14 protein-coding genes are annotated in these 16,009 nt (G+C 36.7%); 5 read left to right on the top strand and 9 right to left on the bottom strand.

The annotated features are described in order from the left end of the window. Positions 1-289 (top strand): transposase (locus BM141_RS02035; RefSeq protein WP_143090757.1); only part of this gene is annotated, 289 nt, incomplete at its 5' end. Here BM141_RS02035 and BM141_RS02030 read toward each other — a convergent pair. Continuing rightward, positions 271-1,230, bottom strand: a complete 960-nt coding sequence (locus BM141_RS02030; RefSeq protein ID WP_091539136.1) for a S41 family peptidase — start codon at positions 1,228-1,230, stop codon at positions 271-273. The genes BM141_RS02035 and BM141_RS02030 overlap by 19 nt on opposite strands. Before the next feature lie 209 nt (positions 1,231-1,439). Between BM141_RS02030 and dacB the strand changes: the two genes are divergently transcribed. Then, on the top strand, positions 1,440-2,897 hold the full coding sequence (gene dacB / locus BM141_RS02025) for a D-alanyl-D-alanine carboxypeptidase/D-alanyl-D-alanine endopeptidase (protein WP_091539134.1): 1,458 nt from the start codon (positions 1,440-1,442) through the stop codon (positions 2,895-2,897). 71 nt (positions 2,898-2,968) lie between these two features. Here dacB and BM141_RS02020 read toward each other — a convergent pair whose 3' ends face one another. The 6 genes from BM141_RS02020 to BM141_RS01995 all read right to left on the bottom strand — a co-directional run bounded on the left by BM141_RS02020 (position 2,969) and on the right by BM141_RS01995 (position 9,684). Next, entirely contained in the window at positions 2,969-3,838 is an 870-nt protein-coding gene (locus BM141_RS02020) for a hypothetical protein (RefSeq protein WP_091539131.1), read from the bottom strand. Between the two features lie 286 nt (positions 3,839-4,124). Further along, the gene (locus BM141_RS02015) at positions 4,125-5,183 is read right to left on the bottom strand and encodes an imelysin family protein (RefSeq protein WP_091539126.1); all 1,059 of its coding nucleotides are present in this window, start codon (positions 5,181-5,183) and stop codon (positions 4,125-4,127) included. A 14-nt stretch (positions 5,184-5,197) separates the two neighbouring features. Next, a complete protein-coding gene (locus tag BM141_RS02010; RefSeq protein WP_091539123.1) occupies positions 5,198-7,177 on the bottom strand; it encodes a tetratricopeptide repeat-containing sensor histidine kinase in 1,980 nt (659 codons plus the stop codon). A 52-nt stretch (positions 7,178-7,229) separates the two neighbouring features. Further along, entirely contained in the window at positions 7,230-8,321 is a 1,092-nt protein-coding gene (pdxA, locus tag BM141_RS02005) for a 4-hydroxythreonine-4-phosphate dehydrogenase PdxA (protein WP_091539119.1), read from the bottom strand. An 84-nt stretch (positions 8,322-8,405) separates the two neighbouring features. Then, the gene (gene tssD / locus BM141_RS02000) at positions 8,406-8,807 is read right to left on the bottom strand and encodes a type VI secretion system tube protein TssD (protein WP_091539114.1); all 402 of its coding nucleotides are present in this window, start codon (positions 8,805-8,807) and stop codon (positions 8,406-8,408) included. 19 nt (positions 8,808-8,826) lie between these two features. Next, positions 8,827-9,684, bottom strand: a complete 858-nt coding sequence (locus tag BM141_RS01995) for an amidohydrolase family protein (protein WP_091539110.1) — start codon at positions 9,682-9,684, stop codon at positions 8,827-8,829. Between the two features lie 218 nt (positions 9,685-9,902). On the opposite strand from BM141_RS01995, the gene BM141_RS01990 reads away from it, so the two are divergent. Further along, on the top strand, positions 9,903-10,100 hold the full coding sequence (locus BM141_RS01990) for a hypothetical protein (RefSeq protein WP_091539107.1): 198 nt from the start codon (positions 9,903-9,905) through the stop codon (positions 10,098-10,100). Between the two features lie 100 nt (positions 10,101-10,200). On the opposite strand, the gene BM141_RS01985 is transcribed toward BM141_RS01990, so the two are convergent. Beyond that, positions 10,201-12,963 carry a glycoside hydrolase family 2 protein gene (locus tag BM141_RS01985; RefSeq protein ID WP_091539105.1) on the bottom strand — a complete coding sequence of 921 codons (2,763 nt, stop codon included), beginning with the start codon at positions 12,961-12,963 and terminating at the stop codon, positions 10,201-10,203. A gap of 185 nt (positions 12,964-13,148) precedes the next feature. Then, positions 13,149-14,225, bottom strand: coding sequence for an anhydro-N-acetylmuramic acid kinase (locus tag BM141_RS01980; protein ID WP_091539102.1), 1,077 nt, complete (start codon positions 14,223-14,225; stop codon positions 13,149-13,151). A gap of 246 nt (positions 14,226-14,471) precedes the next feature. Between BM141_RS01980 and BM141_RS01975 the strand changes: the two genes are divergently transcribed. Both BM141_RS01975 and BM141_RS01970 read left to right on the top strand, forming a co-directional pair. Next, the gene (locus BM141_RS01975) at positions 14,472-15,092 is read left to right on the top strand and encodes an RNA polymerase sigma factor (RefSeq protein ID WP_091539099.1); all 621 of its coding nucleotides are present in this window, start codon (positions 14,472-14,474) and stop codon (positions 15,090-15,092) included. Continuing rightward, entirely contained in the window at positions 15,020-15,922 is a 903-nt protein-coding gene (locus tag BM141_RS01970) for a hypothetical protein (RefSeq protein WP_221407616.1), read from the top strand. Before BM141_RS01975 ends, BM141_RS01970 begins: the two co-directional genes overlap by 73 nt. Positions 15,923-16,009: the final 87 nt, after the last annotated feature.

Raw genomic sequence — 16,009 nt, 5'->3', positions numbered from 1 at the left:
CTTGCACTTAATCACTAAGTTAAGAGCTAATATGAAGAAAAATCAAGTATTAACAGAACCACAAGCCTATTATTTAAGGCATAGAGGATTGATAGAAACTGCTTTCGATGTACTTAAAAATCAACTAAATATAGAACATTCAAGGCACAGAAGCCCTAAAAATTTTCTTATTAATTTGCTGGCAGGCTTAATTGCTTATACATTTTTGGAAAAAACACCAAACATAAAAGCATATCCACAAAAATTAGAGGACAAACAAATTGTATTTATTCAAGAAAATGTAAAATAATTCACGTTATTAATAAGTATCTCACTTGCCGAAGCAGAACTTCCCGTAGCAATAAAAGCAACTCTATTTAGGTTTAAGCGATTAGGATTGTTTTCAAAAAGTATGTCTGAGTTTTCTCTTGAATTACGTTCATTATTTTGATTTTTCAGTAAAGGTCTGCCTATAGCATTAGCAGGAGCAATCATGCTGCCTAAAATTTGCAAAGTTCTTACTAAACCTCCTCCATTATATCTCAAATCCACGATTAGCTCACTTACCCCTTCGCTTCTAAACTGAGCAAATGTTCTGGTGAGGGCTTCCTCAGAAACTTGCGTAAAGGACTGATAGACGATATAACCTATCTTGCGAGAGCCTACTGTTCTGATTTCTGTATGAATCACAGGTTGCTGGGTATAAGTACGAGGAGTAGCAGTAATCACCCTGATTTTCCCTTCCGTATCTTCTACTTCAATAGTTGAACTCGCCGAGGTATTCAACGTAGGTCTTTCTGTTGGGGTAGTAGCTTTCCCATCTACGCTAATGATTCTCATACCTCGTGTGAGTCCAGCTTCGGAGGCAGGAGAGTTTGGAAATACAGAGAGGAATCGCCAGTTTCTTTGTGCATCTTGTCCTATCAGCACACCGTAACCTGCCGCACTCCCCGTAGTGATTTGGTTCAAGCGCGCTCCGTCGTCCTTGACTATGCTTGTGAATCTGTCTGATTCTTTGAAAATGATAGCATCTAACAGTAGTTGAGGAGTAGTAAAGCGGTCAGGATTGATATTTTGAGGCATTTTATCGTTCCATAAATAACGCTCTCGCATGTAGTTCCAAACAAATCTATTTATTCCGCTATTGGGATTGGTCGGTGTAGGCGTTTCTTCTGCTTCTTGTTGGCAAGAAAAAATGAATATCGTACTAAACAATAGAAAGATGTAGTTGAATTTCCTTAGATTCATCATATAGAGTTATAAATTTTAAAGAATTAACATTTTAGCTATTTTGAATGTTTGATTTATTCACAAGAAATTATAATATCTGTAACGTAAAGAAGATTAGATAGCGTTGCCACTATGAAGAATTTTTTATCAATGATGCTTATGTTTTTTATGCAAGTTAGTAAATATTTGTATGTTTATCCAATACCAAGCAAAAAACTGTTGATTACGACATGAAAGTTACTTATATCTTTTTCTTACTTTTCTTTTCTACTTGTTTGATTCATGCACAAAACAAGAGTATTAACGACCTCAGCATTGAAATAAAAAAAATATTAAATGAAAAGGAAATGCAAACTGTCTCCTTAGGTTTTTGCGTTTACGACCTCAAAGCGGATAAAATGCTTTTCTCCCATCAGCCCAATCAAAGCATGACTATAGCTTCCATTCTCAAATTATCTACTACCTCCGCCGCTTTGCAAATCTTAGGGGCAGACTTTCGCTTTGAAACACATCTGGAATATGATGGGAAAATAGAAAATGGCGTACTCAAAGGAAATCTTTATATCAAAGGAGGAGGCGACCCTACACTTGGGAAAGATAGCATGGACAAACTCATGAAAGAATGGGTAGAAGCCCTTAAAAAACAAGGAATCAAGCAGATAGAGGGAGCAGTGGTAGGGGATGCCAGCATCTTTGAGGAGCATCTCGCCCCTGATAACTGGGCGTGGTCTGACATTGGCAATTACTTTGGAGCTGGGGCTTGCGGGCTTTCTATCAATGACAATTACTTTGAGCTTTACTTCAACTCAGGAAAAAAAGAAGGAGACCCTACCCAATTTCTAAGATACGAGCCTCAAATAGATGAATTGGAATTTGTCAATGAGATAAAAACAGGGGCAGTAGGCTCGGCAGATGAGGCATATATTTATGCTTCTCCGTACTCGTATGCTCCTCGCTATATGAAAGGCACTATTCCCCCTAATCGCTCTAATTATATTGTCAAAGCGGCTATTCCCGACCCACCTCTGTTTTGTGCCAAAATGCTAACTAAGTACCTAAAAGCAAGTGGCATCAGTCTTGCCAAAGAACCCACTACTGACCGTCTAATGAGGTTAAAAAAAATCAGCATGACAAAGGATAGAAAATCTTTTCACAAAAATCTCTCTGCTCCTTTGAAAGATATTGTTTTGCAGACTAATACACGTAGTATCAATATCTACGCAGAGAGTATGCTTAAAATGATAGGCTTATACAAAAAAAGTAAAGGAACGACAGAAGCAGGCAGGGAAGCTATTATTTCTTTTTGGGAAGGTAAAAAAATAGACATGAACGGCTTTTTCATGGAAGACGGTAGCGGGCTATCGCATTACAACGCCATAACTCCTATGCAACTCTCTCAAATACTGGTAGATACCTATAAGACCCCAATATTCAAAGACTTTTATAACTCTCTTGCTATTGCGGGAAAAACGGGGACAGCGCGTTATTTGCTGTCAGGGACTTCGGCAGAGGGAAATATGCGAGCTAAAAGTGGCTCTTTGACGCGTGTGAGAAGCTATGCAGGCTACGTCAATACCAAATCTAATCGTTTACTTGCTTTTGTTATTGTGGCAAATAATTTCTCAGGAGAATCCCGCGAAATGAAAAAGCGTTTGGAGAGAGTATTAGCTATTTTGCCCGATTTGTAGCCTATTTTAAGAGGAATTTCCACTATTAAAACGGTGGGACATAACAGCCACCGCTTTAACAGTAAGAAAGATTATTTAGACGGCTGCACCTTAGAGGCGAGCTTGTGCAAATAAAAATCTCTATATCGCAATAGCTTATCTTTTTTCTCTTCTAATAAGCTATTATTTTTCAAATATTGAGAAAGTGTGAGGTACATCAATTCTGCACCACGTTCGGCATCATATAATTGCATAGATTTTTTTAATGCTTCCATAGCCTTTTCATAATCTTTCTGATTGTAGGCAATAGTAGCTTTATTGTAATACTGCAAACCTATCAGCTCTATCAAGCTAATTTCCCTTTCTATTTTGAAAATAGAAACATAAACATTGGAAGATTGACGCTTTACATCGTACAATCGCTGGTACTCTTGGATACGCTTAGCAATCAAGTGTTTATTTTTCTCAAAGCCAAATACCCTGTCAGTAGTTTCTATTAATACTTTGTCCTCCCCTACATTCACGATGAGGTACACATGGTAGTTGGTCTCGTAGATATGATAATCAAAACCCAGTTTTTCCAAAACCAAAGCAAAAAGTAGCGTACCTGTAACGCAGCCAAATTGATTTTTTTCAATAGTTTGTGGAAAGTCTGCCAAAGGGCTATAAGTACGCAGATGAGATTCAAAAACAGTATGAAAAACCCTCTCTAACAGCTTTTTAGCTGGTAGGTTTTGGGCTTGTAACTGCTCGGTACGTGCAAAAAGTTGTGCTAACTTAGTTTTAATCTCGGCTGACCTTGTTGCATTCATAGAATCATCTATGTCCAACAACAAAGAAATAGTGAAATCATTTTGCCAATCTGCCCAGTGGACAATGGTATTTTGTTTTGTATTCCCTACTTGTCCGTTTACGTGTAGGCAAATAAATAGTGTAAGAATGAAAGCATACAGTCTTTTCAATTTTAATCCAATGTTAAATAGTGAAAGAATAATTAAGTAATCAGTATTATTCAATATGTATGATATGCCTCAGCAAATTTTAGTTTAATCATCTCGCTACTTACTAATAGCTAACAATTTAAGCTATTTATTTCATTAAACGCATTAGGAATGATTGCTTATTTACTTAGCGATTTAATTCATACAAATTTAATAAATTAAATATTTTATTAACACTGAATTAACATTAAATTAATATTAGAAAGTTCCTTGCTTTTAAATTTTATTTTTCTGGCAGTTCGTTTGACTAATCACCGTCAGCATCGGTAAAAGATACATTAATACTCAGGGCTGAGAACATATCTGTTCTGATAAGGATAAGCAGTTTTTTTATTTCTTCTGATGCTTGTGTTGCCTTTTCCTCATTATTTATATAAGAAACAGCAATTTGTGTGTTTTCTATCTGTTCTTTAATTTTAGAGGAGAGAGAATGATTTGTAAATTTTGCCCCTAAATTGTCCAAGTAATCATCAAAGCCTATGCCTTTATTGCCTTTGAATGCTTCATCTATTACTTCTAAACTCGCCATGATAAATTCTTTTTTATTTGCTACTCGCTCATACTGACTAAGGCGTGAAGAATCTTCTAACTGTTTAGCTAACTTGTCTATTCGCTTGCTCGCTAAGTTTTCAGTAAGGGCAAGTAGTTGATTAGCAAGAGTGTTTACGGAATTATTATCTTCATTTTTCAGGAATTTTTTTTGATAATCATTTTTCCACTCGTCGTATAAGGCTTGGGATTTGTCCTCTAAGTGCTTAGCCAACATTTCTAAATAAGATAAAATTCTCTGATTAACTTTTTTATCAGTGAGCATCTTACCTTTATCAAAAAGCAGAAAGCCTATTGCAGGCAGACCTTTGGCAGCAGAGCCAAGTGACTGTATATATTTGTCATTAATTTCTTGCTTGGAAGATAAAACATTCATAATGAGCTTAGTGCGAAGCTCATTAAAATTAATATCGTACATGAAATTTTTTTCTTTGGCAAGACCAAAGTTAGCAAACTCACACTTTTTCCATAGCCCATACATTTCTTCCCATTTAGCTTGTAAAGCATACAAGTTTTCAGCAGTATTTTCTTTCTTAAAAGAGAGCGTTTGCTCGTAAAATTCTGCAGCAGACATAGCAAATGATTGATAATTAGCCAAAATTACATATTCAGTGATATTGGCTATCATTTCGTTTTTATCAAAAATATGCTTTTGAGCAGGCTCACAAGCCAGCAAAATGGAAAGTATAAGTAAAAAAGAAATTTTAAAAAAGAGTGTTATCCTTGTTAAGGAGGATTGTGGTAAATATGGTAGCATCACGTAATAAGTATTTAATCTACTCTTGATAATATAAAAGAAAATGTACTTCCTTGACCCAATTCACTTGTTACCTCTATGAAGCTATGGTTCTTTTCTATCAGTTCTTTGACTAAAATTAGTCCCAAACCTATGCCTTTTTCGCCACTTGTACCTAAGCTTACATGCCGACTATCAGTAAATAGTTTTTCTTGCTGCTCTTTGGTCATACCGATTCCGTTATCTTGGACTATAACTTTTACTTTTTTACTGTCTAAGATTTCTGAGCTAATGGCTACTTCCCCGCTTGCCTTAGTAAATTTAATCGCATTAGCTATCAAATTACGCAAAATAATTCTTAGATGATTTCTGTCTATGAATATGTTTATATTTTCCTGTACTTCATTGGCTAAGCTAATCTGCTTAGTCTTTGCGATATTATATAAAAAATCAATATTTTCTTGTACTAATTCTTTTAGATTACATTTCTCTAATGACTGTACTTCTCCTTTCATTTGGTTCTGTGTCCATAACAATATATTTTGGAGCGTATCATCTGTATTCTCAAATTGCCTTAGCAGTTCTTGTTTAATACTTTCCAACTCTGCTTGATTAATGATTTTAGGGTCTAAAATGTCTATTAATCCCTTTAAAGCAGACATGGGACTGCGCAAGTCATGTGAAATAATCGATAAAAGTCTATTTTTGAGTATGTTTAGATTTTGCAGTTCTTTGGCTTGGGCAATGACTTGCTCTTTGGCTTTTTTCTCTTTTTGTTTGGATATATAAGTAAAATAGGCAAAAAAAGCCAATATGATAAGTCCTATTCCTATAACATAATTCAAGATATGTTGAAAGTAATTTTCTTTTTCTAATAAAGCGATTTCTTTTTGCTTCTTGTCTAAGGCAGTTTGGGCTTCAATATTGGCTATTTCCTTGGTCTTCTCTATATTAAATAAGCTATCATTTAGGAATTTGTATTCTTCCAAATAACGTAGGGCTTGGTCGAGTTGATAACTGGCTTTATAGCTTTCGTAAAGAACTTTACTCACTTCTGCCTGTTCCTTAGGCATTTTCAATTCTTGGGTAAGTGCAAAAGCTTGCTGAGCAAAGGCAATGCTTTTATCATATAATTTCTGCTTTTGATATACTTTGGCTAAACTTATCAGAGAATACATTATCCCTTGCTTGTCTGCTACTTTCTGCCTGATGGCTAAGGCTTCTTGAAATTTTAACATAGCCTCTTCGTAATATTCTTGTTTAGTGTAAACCTCTCCTATATTATTCAGGCAGGTAGCTATTCCTCTATAGTCTTTTCTTTCTTTTTGGATTGCCAAAGATTTTTCAAAAAATTGGAGTGCTAAAACATACTGATTCTGATTGCTATAAACATTTCCAATATTATTTAGTGTTACAGACATACCTTGCTTATCATTTATATCTTCTTTGATTTTCAAAGATTCTTTATATGTAACCAAAGCCTTATCATAGTTTTCTTGCAGATTGTAGATAATGCCTATATTATTTAGAGTCGATGCTATACCTTGCTTGTCTTTAATATATTCATAACTAAGTAAGGCTTTTTGATAATGCTGCATAGCCAATACATAATTACCTCTTAGCCTGTAAATATTGGCTATGCTATTCAAAGTGGAGGCACCTCCTTTGAAATCTTTAATCTGCTTTTGAATAACAAGTGCTTTCTCAAGCATCTCCAAACTCTGTGGGTTTCCTTTTAATTGATAACCAATAGCCAATCTATTCATTGCTAAGGCTATACCTCTCTGAAAGTTAATTTTTTTCGCCTGTTCTAATGCTTTTTGGGCATGAAAGATAGTGCTATCAGGATAGGTATTGTAGTAGCTATAGGCTATTTCTATCAAAGCCAAATTTTTAGTGGTATCTTGCTTGGTAGTGTAATAGACTACGTACAAACTGTCTATTGCTTTGCTCTGTGCCAAAGCAACGGAGCATAGGAATAAACAAACTATTAATAACAAATACTTCTTTAGCATAAAATAAAGTAAAAGAAGGATATACTCTTAGGAAGCACATGACAAAGTAGCTCTATTTCTCTATTTCAAATACATATTTCTCACGATTGGGGTGCGGTTTTTCTTCTTTGGGTTTTCGATTTTCCTTTCTTTGTTTGAGAATATCACACGCCAAGAAAATAGCCGCACACATAGAACTTTCATTGGCTAAACCCTTGCCTGCGATGTCGTAAGCAGTCCCATGGTCAGGTGAGGTACGCACTATAGACAGACCAGCGGTATAGTTCACTCCGTTCTCAAAAGCCAGCATTTTGAAGGGTATCAAGCCTTGGTCGTGATAGGTAGATACCACTGCATCAAATTGCCTATGTTGCATCATGCCAAAAAAACCATCAGCGGGGAAAGTTCCAAAAACTAAATGCCCTAATTCTTGGAGGTGTTTAATAGCTGGCTCAATAATAGCACCTTCCTCATTGCCAAGTAAACCCTGCTCGCCTGCATGAGGGTTCAGCCCTAAGACCGCAATCGTAGGCTTATTAATGCCAAAATCATACTTTAATGAATGAATCAGCGTGTTTAACTTCTTAATGACTACCTCTCTATTGAGTTTCGTAGGTACTTGACTGAGAGGAATATGCCCTGTCAAGGTAGCAAGTTTCATTTGTTCTGCTATCATGCACATCAAGTAATCGTCTTGTTGAGCAAATTGGCTGGCATAGTACTCTGTATGCCCTGCAAACTGAAAGTCAGGACTTTGGATATTATTTTTGTTGATAGGAGCAGTAACAACAGCATCTATCACATTATTTTTTAAGTCTGCCGAAGACCTCTCCAAAGCCGCATAAGCACATTTCCCTGCCTCCTCGGTGATTTCGCCGGGATTGATGTCCCAATAAATATGCTCCCAACAATTAATCACATTGATTTTGCGTTCATGGATATTGCCATCGTTAATCTGGTGATAGGTAAAGTTTTCTATGCCTAAAATTTTCTTGTATTTTGCTAATGCTTTCCCAGAGCCATATAAAATAGGTACACACATTTTTAGAATGCGAGGATCTTGCAACGCCTTCATAATCACCTCTATACCTACTCCATTAAAATCTCCCATAGTAATTCCTATACGCGGAAGATGATGACTATTTGTATTATTTTTATTTTCCATATTTGATGCCTATGTGGTAAAAATACGTCAAACTCACAGGGCTAAATTTTATTTTAAAGCTAAAAGTTGAAACATTTTGTTTGCTTATTCGTCATCAGATACTCTCCTACCCTTTGCTTTTTCTAATTGGATACTTAATTTTTCTGCAATGATGGTAAAACTCATAGGGTAGCTGTTATAGTCGTCATGCGAATAAATGCTTCCATTCAAAGCACTACAATAAGCCTTCTTAAAGGTCAAAGTTTTTACTATCAACTCTTTATCTGGGTCAAATACAGTAATTTTACCATCTTTTTTTTGTACGTAACCGCTCAAACACCAGTCTAAAAAATTTTGGTCGACTTTGTTCATTTTAATACTAATCGTGAAACTTGCGTAGTCCTTGTAAGTGCCTGAGTCTGGTATTTCTGCATAACTACTGACAGAATAGCTAACATTTTCTATGTCGTAAGTGCGCGGCTCTAATTCTAACTTGATTTTAAACATACATCTTTGCGTTTGTGATTTAAACCGCTAAATTATAAAACTTATTTGCATTTTCCCAATATACTCGTTCTCTTTCTGGCAAACTTAAAAGTTGGTTGAGTACATTTTGATACATCTGCCAAGTCCTTCCATAACCTTCTGCCAGCAGCGACACAGGATAATCCCCTCCACAAAGGCAACGTTCTACACCAAAGGTTTCCAAAGCTAAATCTACAGCGGGTTTGATGTCCTCTTCTGAGAGATTTTTACCTTTCCTTCTAACAACCGTTCCCAAACCCGAAATTTTTGCAAATACATTAGGATGCTGGGCTACTATTCTGAGCCATTTTTCCCAATCTTGCATCACTTCGTTTGTCAGCGTACCTCTTGGGTGATTCAAGTGGTCAAGTACTATGCGCAAGTGAGGCAGTTTTTCTCCTATCCTTTTTACACAGTCCAAATGCTCACTGAGTATGCCTACTACATCAAAAGGAATTTGATTGTCTGCCAAGATTTTAAGACTTTCCAATACACTTTCTTGCAAGAGCCAATAGGGATTAGGCTCATCATGAATCAAGTGTCTTACCCCTTTGAAAAGTGGATTTTGTTTGTACTTTTCTAAAAAAAGAGCAGTTTGTGCTGGTTCCAAGAGTGGCAACCAACCCACTACTCCCACAACAAAATCCTTTTGTCGTGCAGAAAGTAACATGAAGTCGGTTTCTTCCAAACTATTTGCTGCTTGTACCAAAATTGCATGACTTACTTGGGCTTCTTGCATCAAAGGCAGCATTTGGTCTATTTCGTAGTTTTGGTACAAGATACCTAAGTCAGGCGTAAGCCAAGGGTAAGCAACCTTATCTAAATTCCAGATATGTAAATGTGTATCAATAAGTTTCATATTTAATAAAGTAGTTTTTAGATGCAAATTACATTTGCTATTTTATGCTTAAATACATTCAGAAAAAAATTTTTAAAATTTTCTCATACACTTGGGTTACTTTTTAAAAGTTGCTGTATTAACATCGAATTTTGATTTAGGGTAAGACACAAAAACCTATTTCTGAATATACGAATTTCTAATCAATTATTTATTAACACTTTAATTTTTTTAAAATTATGAAATCAACATTGAAAATCGCTTTAGTTGCTATTTCTTTCGCATTTTTGACTGCTTGTGGTGGTGGTTCTTCTACTGAAACTACAACAACTGATTCTACTACTACTACTACTACCACTACTACTACTGCTCCTGCTGACACTCAAGCAGCTCAAGACAGCACAACTACTGGTGACTCTGCTAAAGTAAATCAGTAATACTCAAGCAACAAAGCAAGCACTTTATAATCCCGTAGATACAAAAATGCCTTTCTCTGATATGGAGAAGGCATTTTCTTTTTGATAGTATCTCTCTTTTCTAATATAAAATCACACAAGGATTAATCGCATACCTACCAAATCTGTCCCCATAAACGGCGATTCCACCTGATAAGCCATTCTCAGCAGTCAGTCTAATCACTAATTCCCCTGTTTTTCTTGCTAAATCTAAGGCTTCTTTAGGAACATTAATAGCTACTTTGTATCCATAAGAGCCAGCTTCATTGAGTTTGCGAACTTTGGGCTGATAGTGCCATGAAAGTACGCCTCTATGGTCTGCTGGGTCGTCAGGAAGTTCTACTTGCTGGGCAAAAATCCCGTTTACACTTACGGAAACTAAACTTGGGAAAAGAGTTTCATCAGTCATGGGGTAGGAATTAGGATTTTTGTCAGGGGCTACTCTTGCCCCAAGCATATAGTTGTCATCTTTTATTTTTTCTTGGTCTATGTCTTTGACAAACAACTGCTTTGCTCCTAACTCAGCGATGAAAGTAGCATTTCCAAAATCATTTGAGGGGAGTTTGAATCTGTACTCGAAATAACCGCTCCCTGTGCCGTTTACCTTTGCACCTTCCATAACGTTCCATTGCTTAGCAGACCACTTTGCTTGGCTAAAATCCTTTGCCTCTACACTGACTAATTGGGCTTTTTTTCCATTCAATAGGTTTATTTCTTGTGGCGTAGATGCTTCCACGATGAAATTCATCACGTTGTGGTGCAAGTCATTTCCTGCTTGGTCTTGTAGGGTTAGGGCAAGAGTAACTACGGCTTTTTCATTGGGCATAGTCAGGAGTAGTGATTCTACTTCTTGGTTAATATAGGGTTTATAAGGTAGTGTTTCTGTGCGAGTTCCCCAAGTTTTTTTCTGCCCAATCGCATCATAGCCATACATTTTTACTTGCAAAGTCAGTTTATCTCCCAAATCACTTCTATCCGTCATAGAAGATAGATAAAGCGGCACTCGCACTCGCTCATTCGGCTTAACCGTTTTGCTAATTTCATTGCCAGTGGAAAGATAAATGAGTGAGTGCAAATCTTTTAAAGACATTCCCTCTACCATTTCTTCTAATCCTGTAAACTTATTACTTCTATCATACCTCCAGTATCCATTCCACTCATTGATGACATCATGATGTTCGGTATAGAGCCAGCCCGCCACTTTGGGATATTTCCTGAACGTATTTATCATGCGATGGTAGTCCCAAGACCAGTCCACATCACCCGTACTGCCCTCGTAGCCCCACACATTCCCGCATTCTGAGTTGATATTGGGCTGTCTGCCTTGCTTGTATCCCACTTCAAAATGATGCAAACTTCCCTCATAAGTATTTTTTACCAAGTTACTCAAGTAATTTTCCCATTCCCACCCGGGTAAATACTCATGCCAAGAATTGATGTCTGTAACGGTATGCCCAGCTCCGCAGCAAATAGAGTTGTCCTCGACTAATCGTGTTGGGTCTAATTTTTTGGCTTTTTCTACCATGCTCACTACCCATTTTTGAGTTTCAGGCAGATATTTATGCACCTCTTTGCCATTTTCTTGCACGTTAGTTCTCAATCCCCAAGTTTCATTGAAAATAATCCAAGAAAAAATAGCAGGGTGGTTAAAATCTCTTTCTATCATCAAAGGAAGTGTTTTTTCACTTTCAGCACGCGCTTCTGCATTGGGTTCTCCCCAAAAATTAGGGAGGTCAGCCATGACCAATACCCCTAACTTATCTGCCCAGTATAGTTTTCTTGGAATATCTATTTTAATATGCGTCCTAATTCCATTCAAGCCTATTTGCTTGGTTCTTAAAATTTCTTCTTTCATAAATTGGTCAGAAGGAAAGGTGTAATAGCCATCGGGGTGATAAGATTGGTCAAGGGTTAATTGCAGATAAATAGGCTTATTGTTTAAAGCAATGTAAGGATAATCTGTATGGGGGAGGTTTACGACAGAAATCTTACGCATACCAAAATAGGTTTTGATTTGCTCGTCTGAACCAAGCGTGATAGAAGTTTCGTACAAATAAGGATTTTCCAAAGACCAAAGGCGAGCATTAGGAATTGCTACCTCAAAAGAAACAGAGGAAGCATTGTTAGCCATCTGCTGACTGACCTCAATAGGCTGATTATCAGTTTTAATGATTAGTTTTAAGGGAAGGTTTTTTCCTGTTTTATTAGGCTCTGCCAAGTGAACGACTACTTTTACTTTTTGCTTGTCTATGTCAGGCTCAAAACGAAAACTGCTGATATAGTTTTGTCCTCTCGCTTCCAAATAGACCGTTTGCCAAATTCCTCTTGCATTGCCGTAGCCCTGCTTTCCGTAGAGCGCAAAATCTCTTCTTTTATCATCTACTCTGATTATTAAGGCTTGATTTTGACCATATTTCAAGTATTTTGTCAGTTCAAAAGAAAAAGGTACATAGCCTCCTTGAAACTTACCTACTTCATTTCCATCGAGAAAAACCGTAGTTTCCCAATCCGATGCCCCAATGGTCAGGAAAGTTCGCCTGCTCGCCCAAGCAGTGGGTACGTTGATTTCTCGCTTGTACCAAGCAATGTCTGCCTCGTCTTGTACGCCTGAGAGCGGTGCCCCCCAAGGGAAAGGCACTTTGATAGTTTTGCTAAAAGATTTTGTCCCCTTTGCCCAATTTTCTTTGAGTCCTAAGTCTTCCTTATCAAACTCAAAAGCCCAATCACCATTCAGGTTTTGCCAATCTGCTCGCTCAAAGTCGGGTCTTGGGTGTTCGGGAAGTGGAATTTTTGCTTGTAAGGTGGTGATAAACAAGCAAAAAAGTACAGTTACAAGATTTTTCATTTTCACTAAAATAAGTTATATAAGAGATGTATGTTGATTTATTTTTAATCTTACGAAAATACTGATATTTTATTTGGTGATTGGGTTTAGATTTTGTGTTGCGCTGAGATAAATTGCCCCTCAAAAAATTTGCTAAGGTATTACTTTCTTAAAAAGCAGGACAAGAGAATGAATCTTTGCAACTATTACCTAAAACTAAACACAACTCCACCACAATTATCTCTTTTTGCACCAGTTACAGATTTGAGGCAGTTATTTTCTCCTCGCCAACGCAACACACCCAAAAATCCAAAAATAATAGCTTCTTTGAACATGATAATATTAGGCTCGGGAAGTTCTATCTGCCAATCAGGAGCGTATTTTCGCATTAACTCAACCAAGTACGCATTGAATGCTCCGCCTCCTGAGAGCAAAATCTTAGCTTTGGGCTTGGCATGTGGCTGTAAATCTTTGACTATCTGCTTGGCTACGTGTGTAGTATAGGTATGTAACTTGTCAGGAATGCTACTTTGAAAATTGTCAATCATTCCTTTGATATTACTTACGAACCATTCCTTGCCCAAAGATTTGGGAAAAGGGAGAGTATAGTAAGTTAGTTTTTCCAAATTTTCTAACATTTCTTCGTCTATCTGCCCAGTACGCGCGATTTCTCCATTCATGTCGTACTCTCTGCCCAACTGCTTTGCCAAATAGTTAAGTACAATATTGACAAAACAAATATCAAAAGCTACCCTATTGCCCTGATAATCAAAGGAAACATTGGCGATACCTCCTAAGTTCAAGCAAAAATCATAAGAAGAAAAAAGCATCTTGTCCCCAATAGGCACTAAGGGCGCGCCCTGTCCGTTTAAAGCCATGTCAGTAATCCTAAAATCACAAACTACGGGATACCCGCAAATGGCGGCAATAGAAGCCCCATTACCTATCTGTGTAGTAAGTCGTAACTGCGGTTGATGAAAAACAGTATGCCCATGAGAGGAAATAAAATCCAATCGTTTAATATTATTTTGTTGTATAAATTTAAGCACCTCCTGCCCAAAATACTCTCCTAAGGCTACATTGGTACGAGCATACTCTAAAGCAGTACCGTTTTCTATATTGCTTAGGATTTCTCTCCATTCATTGGAATAATCTACTGTTTGCGACTGTAGTAGTTCTACAAACCATTGTTTGTTAGAGTATAAAAATCTACAATAGGCAATGTCTAAGCCGTCCAAAGATGTACCTGACATTAGCCCAATGACATAATATTCTGCATTCATATCTTAGTTCAATAAAATATTAGAAATAAAAATCACTTATTTAGGTGCTAAAAATACAAATTTAGATGTTACCCACTATCCAAAGAGCGAAAATAAAATAGTAAAAGTTAAGATTGACTTTAATAAAATCTAAAAGTTCTCAAAGTTTTTAATACCTCAAGCAACCTTTCTTTTTACTTTTACATCTTGTAAGTGAATTTCTGGTAAAAGAGAAAACAATACTATTGATTGACAGCAAAGTAAGAAATGCTCAAATTATTAAAATTATATAAAAACGAAACTGACCTAATCGCTGACTGTTTGAAGGGAAAGCGGCACGCTCAAGAGGCTTTGTATAAAAAGTACAGTAGCAAGATGTTAGCCATCTGTGTGCGCTATTTGTCAGACAGAACCGAAGCCGAAGATGCCATGACCAATGGTTTTGTTAGGGTGTTTACCCAATTAGAAAATTTTAGGCAAGAGGGAAGTTTTGAGGGGTGGATTCGCAGAATCATGGTCAATGAGGCATTGGCAATATTGAGGAAAAAAAGCAAAATGTACTTAGAGCCTGCGGAAAATGCAGACTATCACAATGATTATCAGATAGAAGAAAAGCACTTAGAGGCAGAGGAACTCTTGGCTATGGTGCAAAAACTTCCCACAGGTTATCGTACAGTTTTTAACCTCTATGCCATAGAAGGGTACAGCCATAAGGAAATAGCTGAAACATTGGGGATTAGCGAAAGCACCTCGAAATCTCAACTCAATAGGGCGCGAAATATGTTAAAAAACGAGTTGGCAAAAATGGATAGGCATTGGCAAACAGATACCAACAAAGCGACCAATCCAAGCCAAGAACTCAAATTAGTAACTCAAATTTTAATTTAGAAACAACAAACACCATGAGCATAGATAGATTATTTAAAAATAAGTTAGAAAATCACCAAATAGAACCTTCTGACCAAGCATGGAAGAAGTTGGAGGAGGCTCTTTACGGAAAGCAAATCAAGCAAAGGAGTTTGGTGGGGTACTGGAGAGCAGCGGCAGCAGTTGCCTTGATTTTGACAGCATCTTTCTTTTATTATCAAAATGAAAAAGAACAAAATCAAGGACTTACAGATAAAAATCTCAATAAAGTACAGGAAAAAAACAGTGCTATTAACAAAGCAGAACAAGTAGCTATCCTTCCAGATAAAAGCGGAAAAGAAATGGAAAATGCAGACTTGAAAAAAGGTTCAGAAAAAAAACAATCTCTACTTAGACAAGACAAGATAACAAAGAAAGTGGCTCAGGCAGCTAAATTGAATAATTTGGAAGTCAATCAGTTAGTACAAAAAAATATCCAACCAGCAACTGATGAAAACCTAAATAAAGGAATTAGCGAAGAGGTCATAGCCCAGAATACTACCCAAAAAATAGAAAAAGAAGATGTTAGCTCAAAAGTTCTAACCTCTTCTGAGCAAGAAGAAAGTTTTGCCATAGTTGTCAGAGTAGAGGAGCAGTACGAAGAGGAAAAAGGGATAGAAGTAGGTAAAAAATCTTGGTTTAAGAAAATGGTCAATAACATGAGAAAAAACAGGGAAAAAGAGCGAGAGAAATACGAGGAGTACGAAGATAGACCTGAAAAATCCAATGTGAGCATCTTCGGAATTAGTGCAGATAAGATTTTTGCTAAAAAGCATCAGCAAAGCGAGCAACAAAAGCAGCATAATGAGTAAGAAATATCATCACAATTTTAAATAATAATTTACGTCTTGTTTTTCAAATACTTATCCGATTTTCTTAGATTGGAAGAGAGGGGCATT

It is taken from the genome of Thermoflexibacter ruber (assembly GCF_900113045.1).
In the GTDB taxonomy this organism is placed as follows: domain Bacteria; phylum Bacteroidota; class Bacteroidia; order Cytophagales; family Thermoflexibacteraceae; genus Thermoflexibacter; species Thermoflexibacter ruber.
The sequence above is the reverse complement of the archived record's forward strand: the minus strand, read 5'-3'. Positions and strand labels throughout refer to the sequence as shown.

Bases quoted from the DNA above. Each gene is read 5' to 3' on its own strand.
- BM141_RS01990 (WP_091539107.1), top strand. From the start codon at position 9,903: ATGAAATCAACATTGAAAATCGCTTTAGTTGCTATTTCTTTCGCATTT.
- BM141_RS02030 (WP_091539136.1), bottom strand. From the start codon at position 1,230: ATGATGAATCTAAGGAAATTCAACTACATCTTTCTATTGTTTAGTACG.
- pdxA (WP_091539119.1), bottom strand. From the start codon at position 8,321: ATGGAAAATAAAAATAATACAAATAGTCATCATCTTCCGCGTATAGGA.
- BM141_RS01995 (WP_091539110.1), bottom strand. From the start codon at position 9,684: ATGAAACTTATTGATACACATTTACATATCTGGAATTTAGATAAGGTT.
- BM141_RS02015 (WP_091539126.1), bottom strand. From the start codon at position 5,183: ATGCTACCATATTTACCACAATCCTCCTTAACAAGGATAACACTCTTT.
- BM141_RS01975 (WP_091539099.1), top strand. From the start codon at position 14,472: ATGCTCAAATTATTAAAATTATATAAAAACGAAACTGACCTAATCGCT.
- BM141_RS01985 (WP_091539105.1), bottom strand. From the start codon at position 12,963: ATGAAAAATCTTGTAACTGTACTTTTTTGCTTGTTTATCACCACCTTA.
- BM141_RS01980 (WP_091539102.1), bottom strand. From the start codon at position 14,225: ATGAATGCAGAATATTATGTCATTGGGCTAATGTCAGGTACATCTTTG.
- tssD (WP_091539114.1), bottom strand. From the start codon at position 8,807: ATGTTTAAAATCAAGTTAGAATTAGAGCCGCGCACTTACGACATAGAA.
- BM141_RS02010 (WP_091539123.1), bottom strand. From the start codon at position 7,177: ATGCTAAAGAAGTATTTGTTATTAATAGTTTGTTTATTCCTATGCTCC.
- dacB (WP_091539134.1), top strand. From the start codon at position 1,440: ATGAAAGTTACTTATATCTTTTTCTTACTTTTCTTTTCTACTTGTTTG.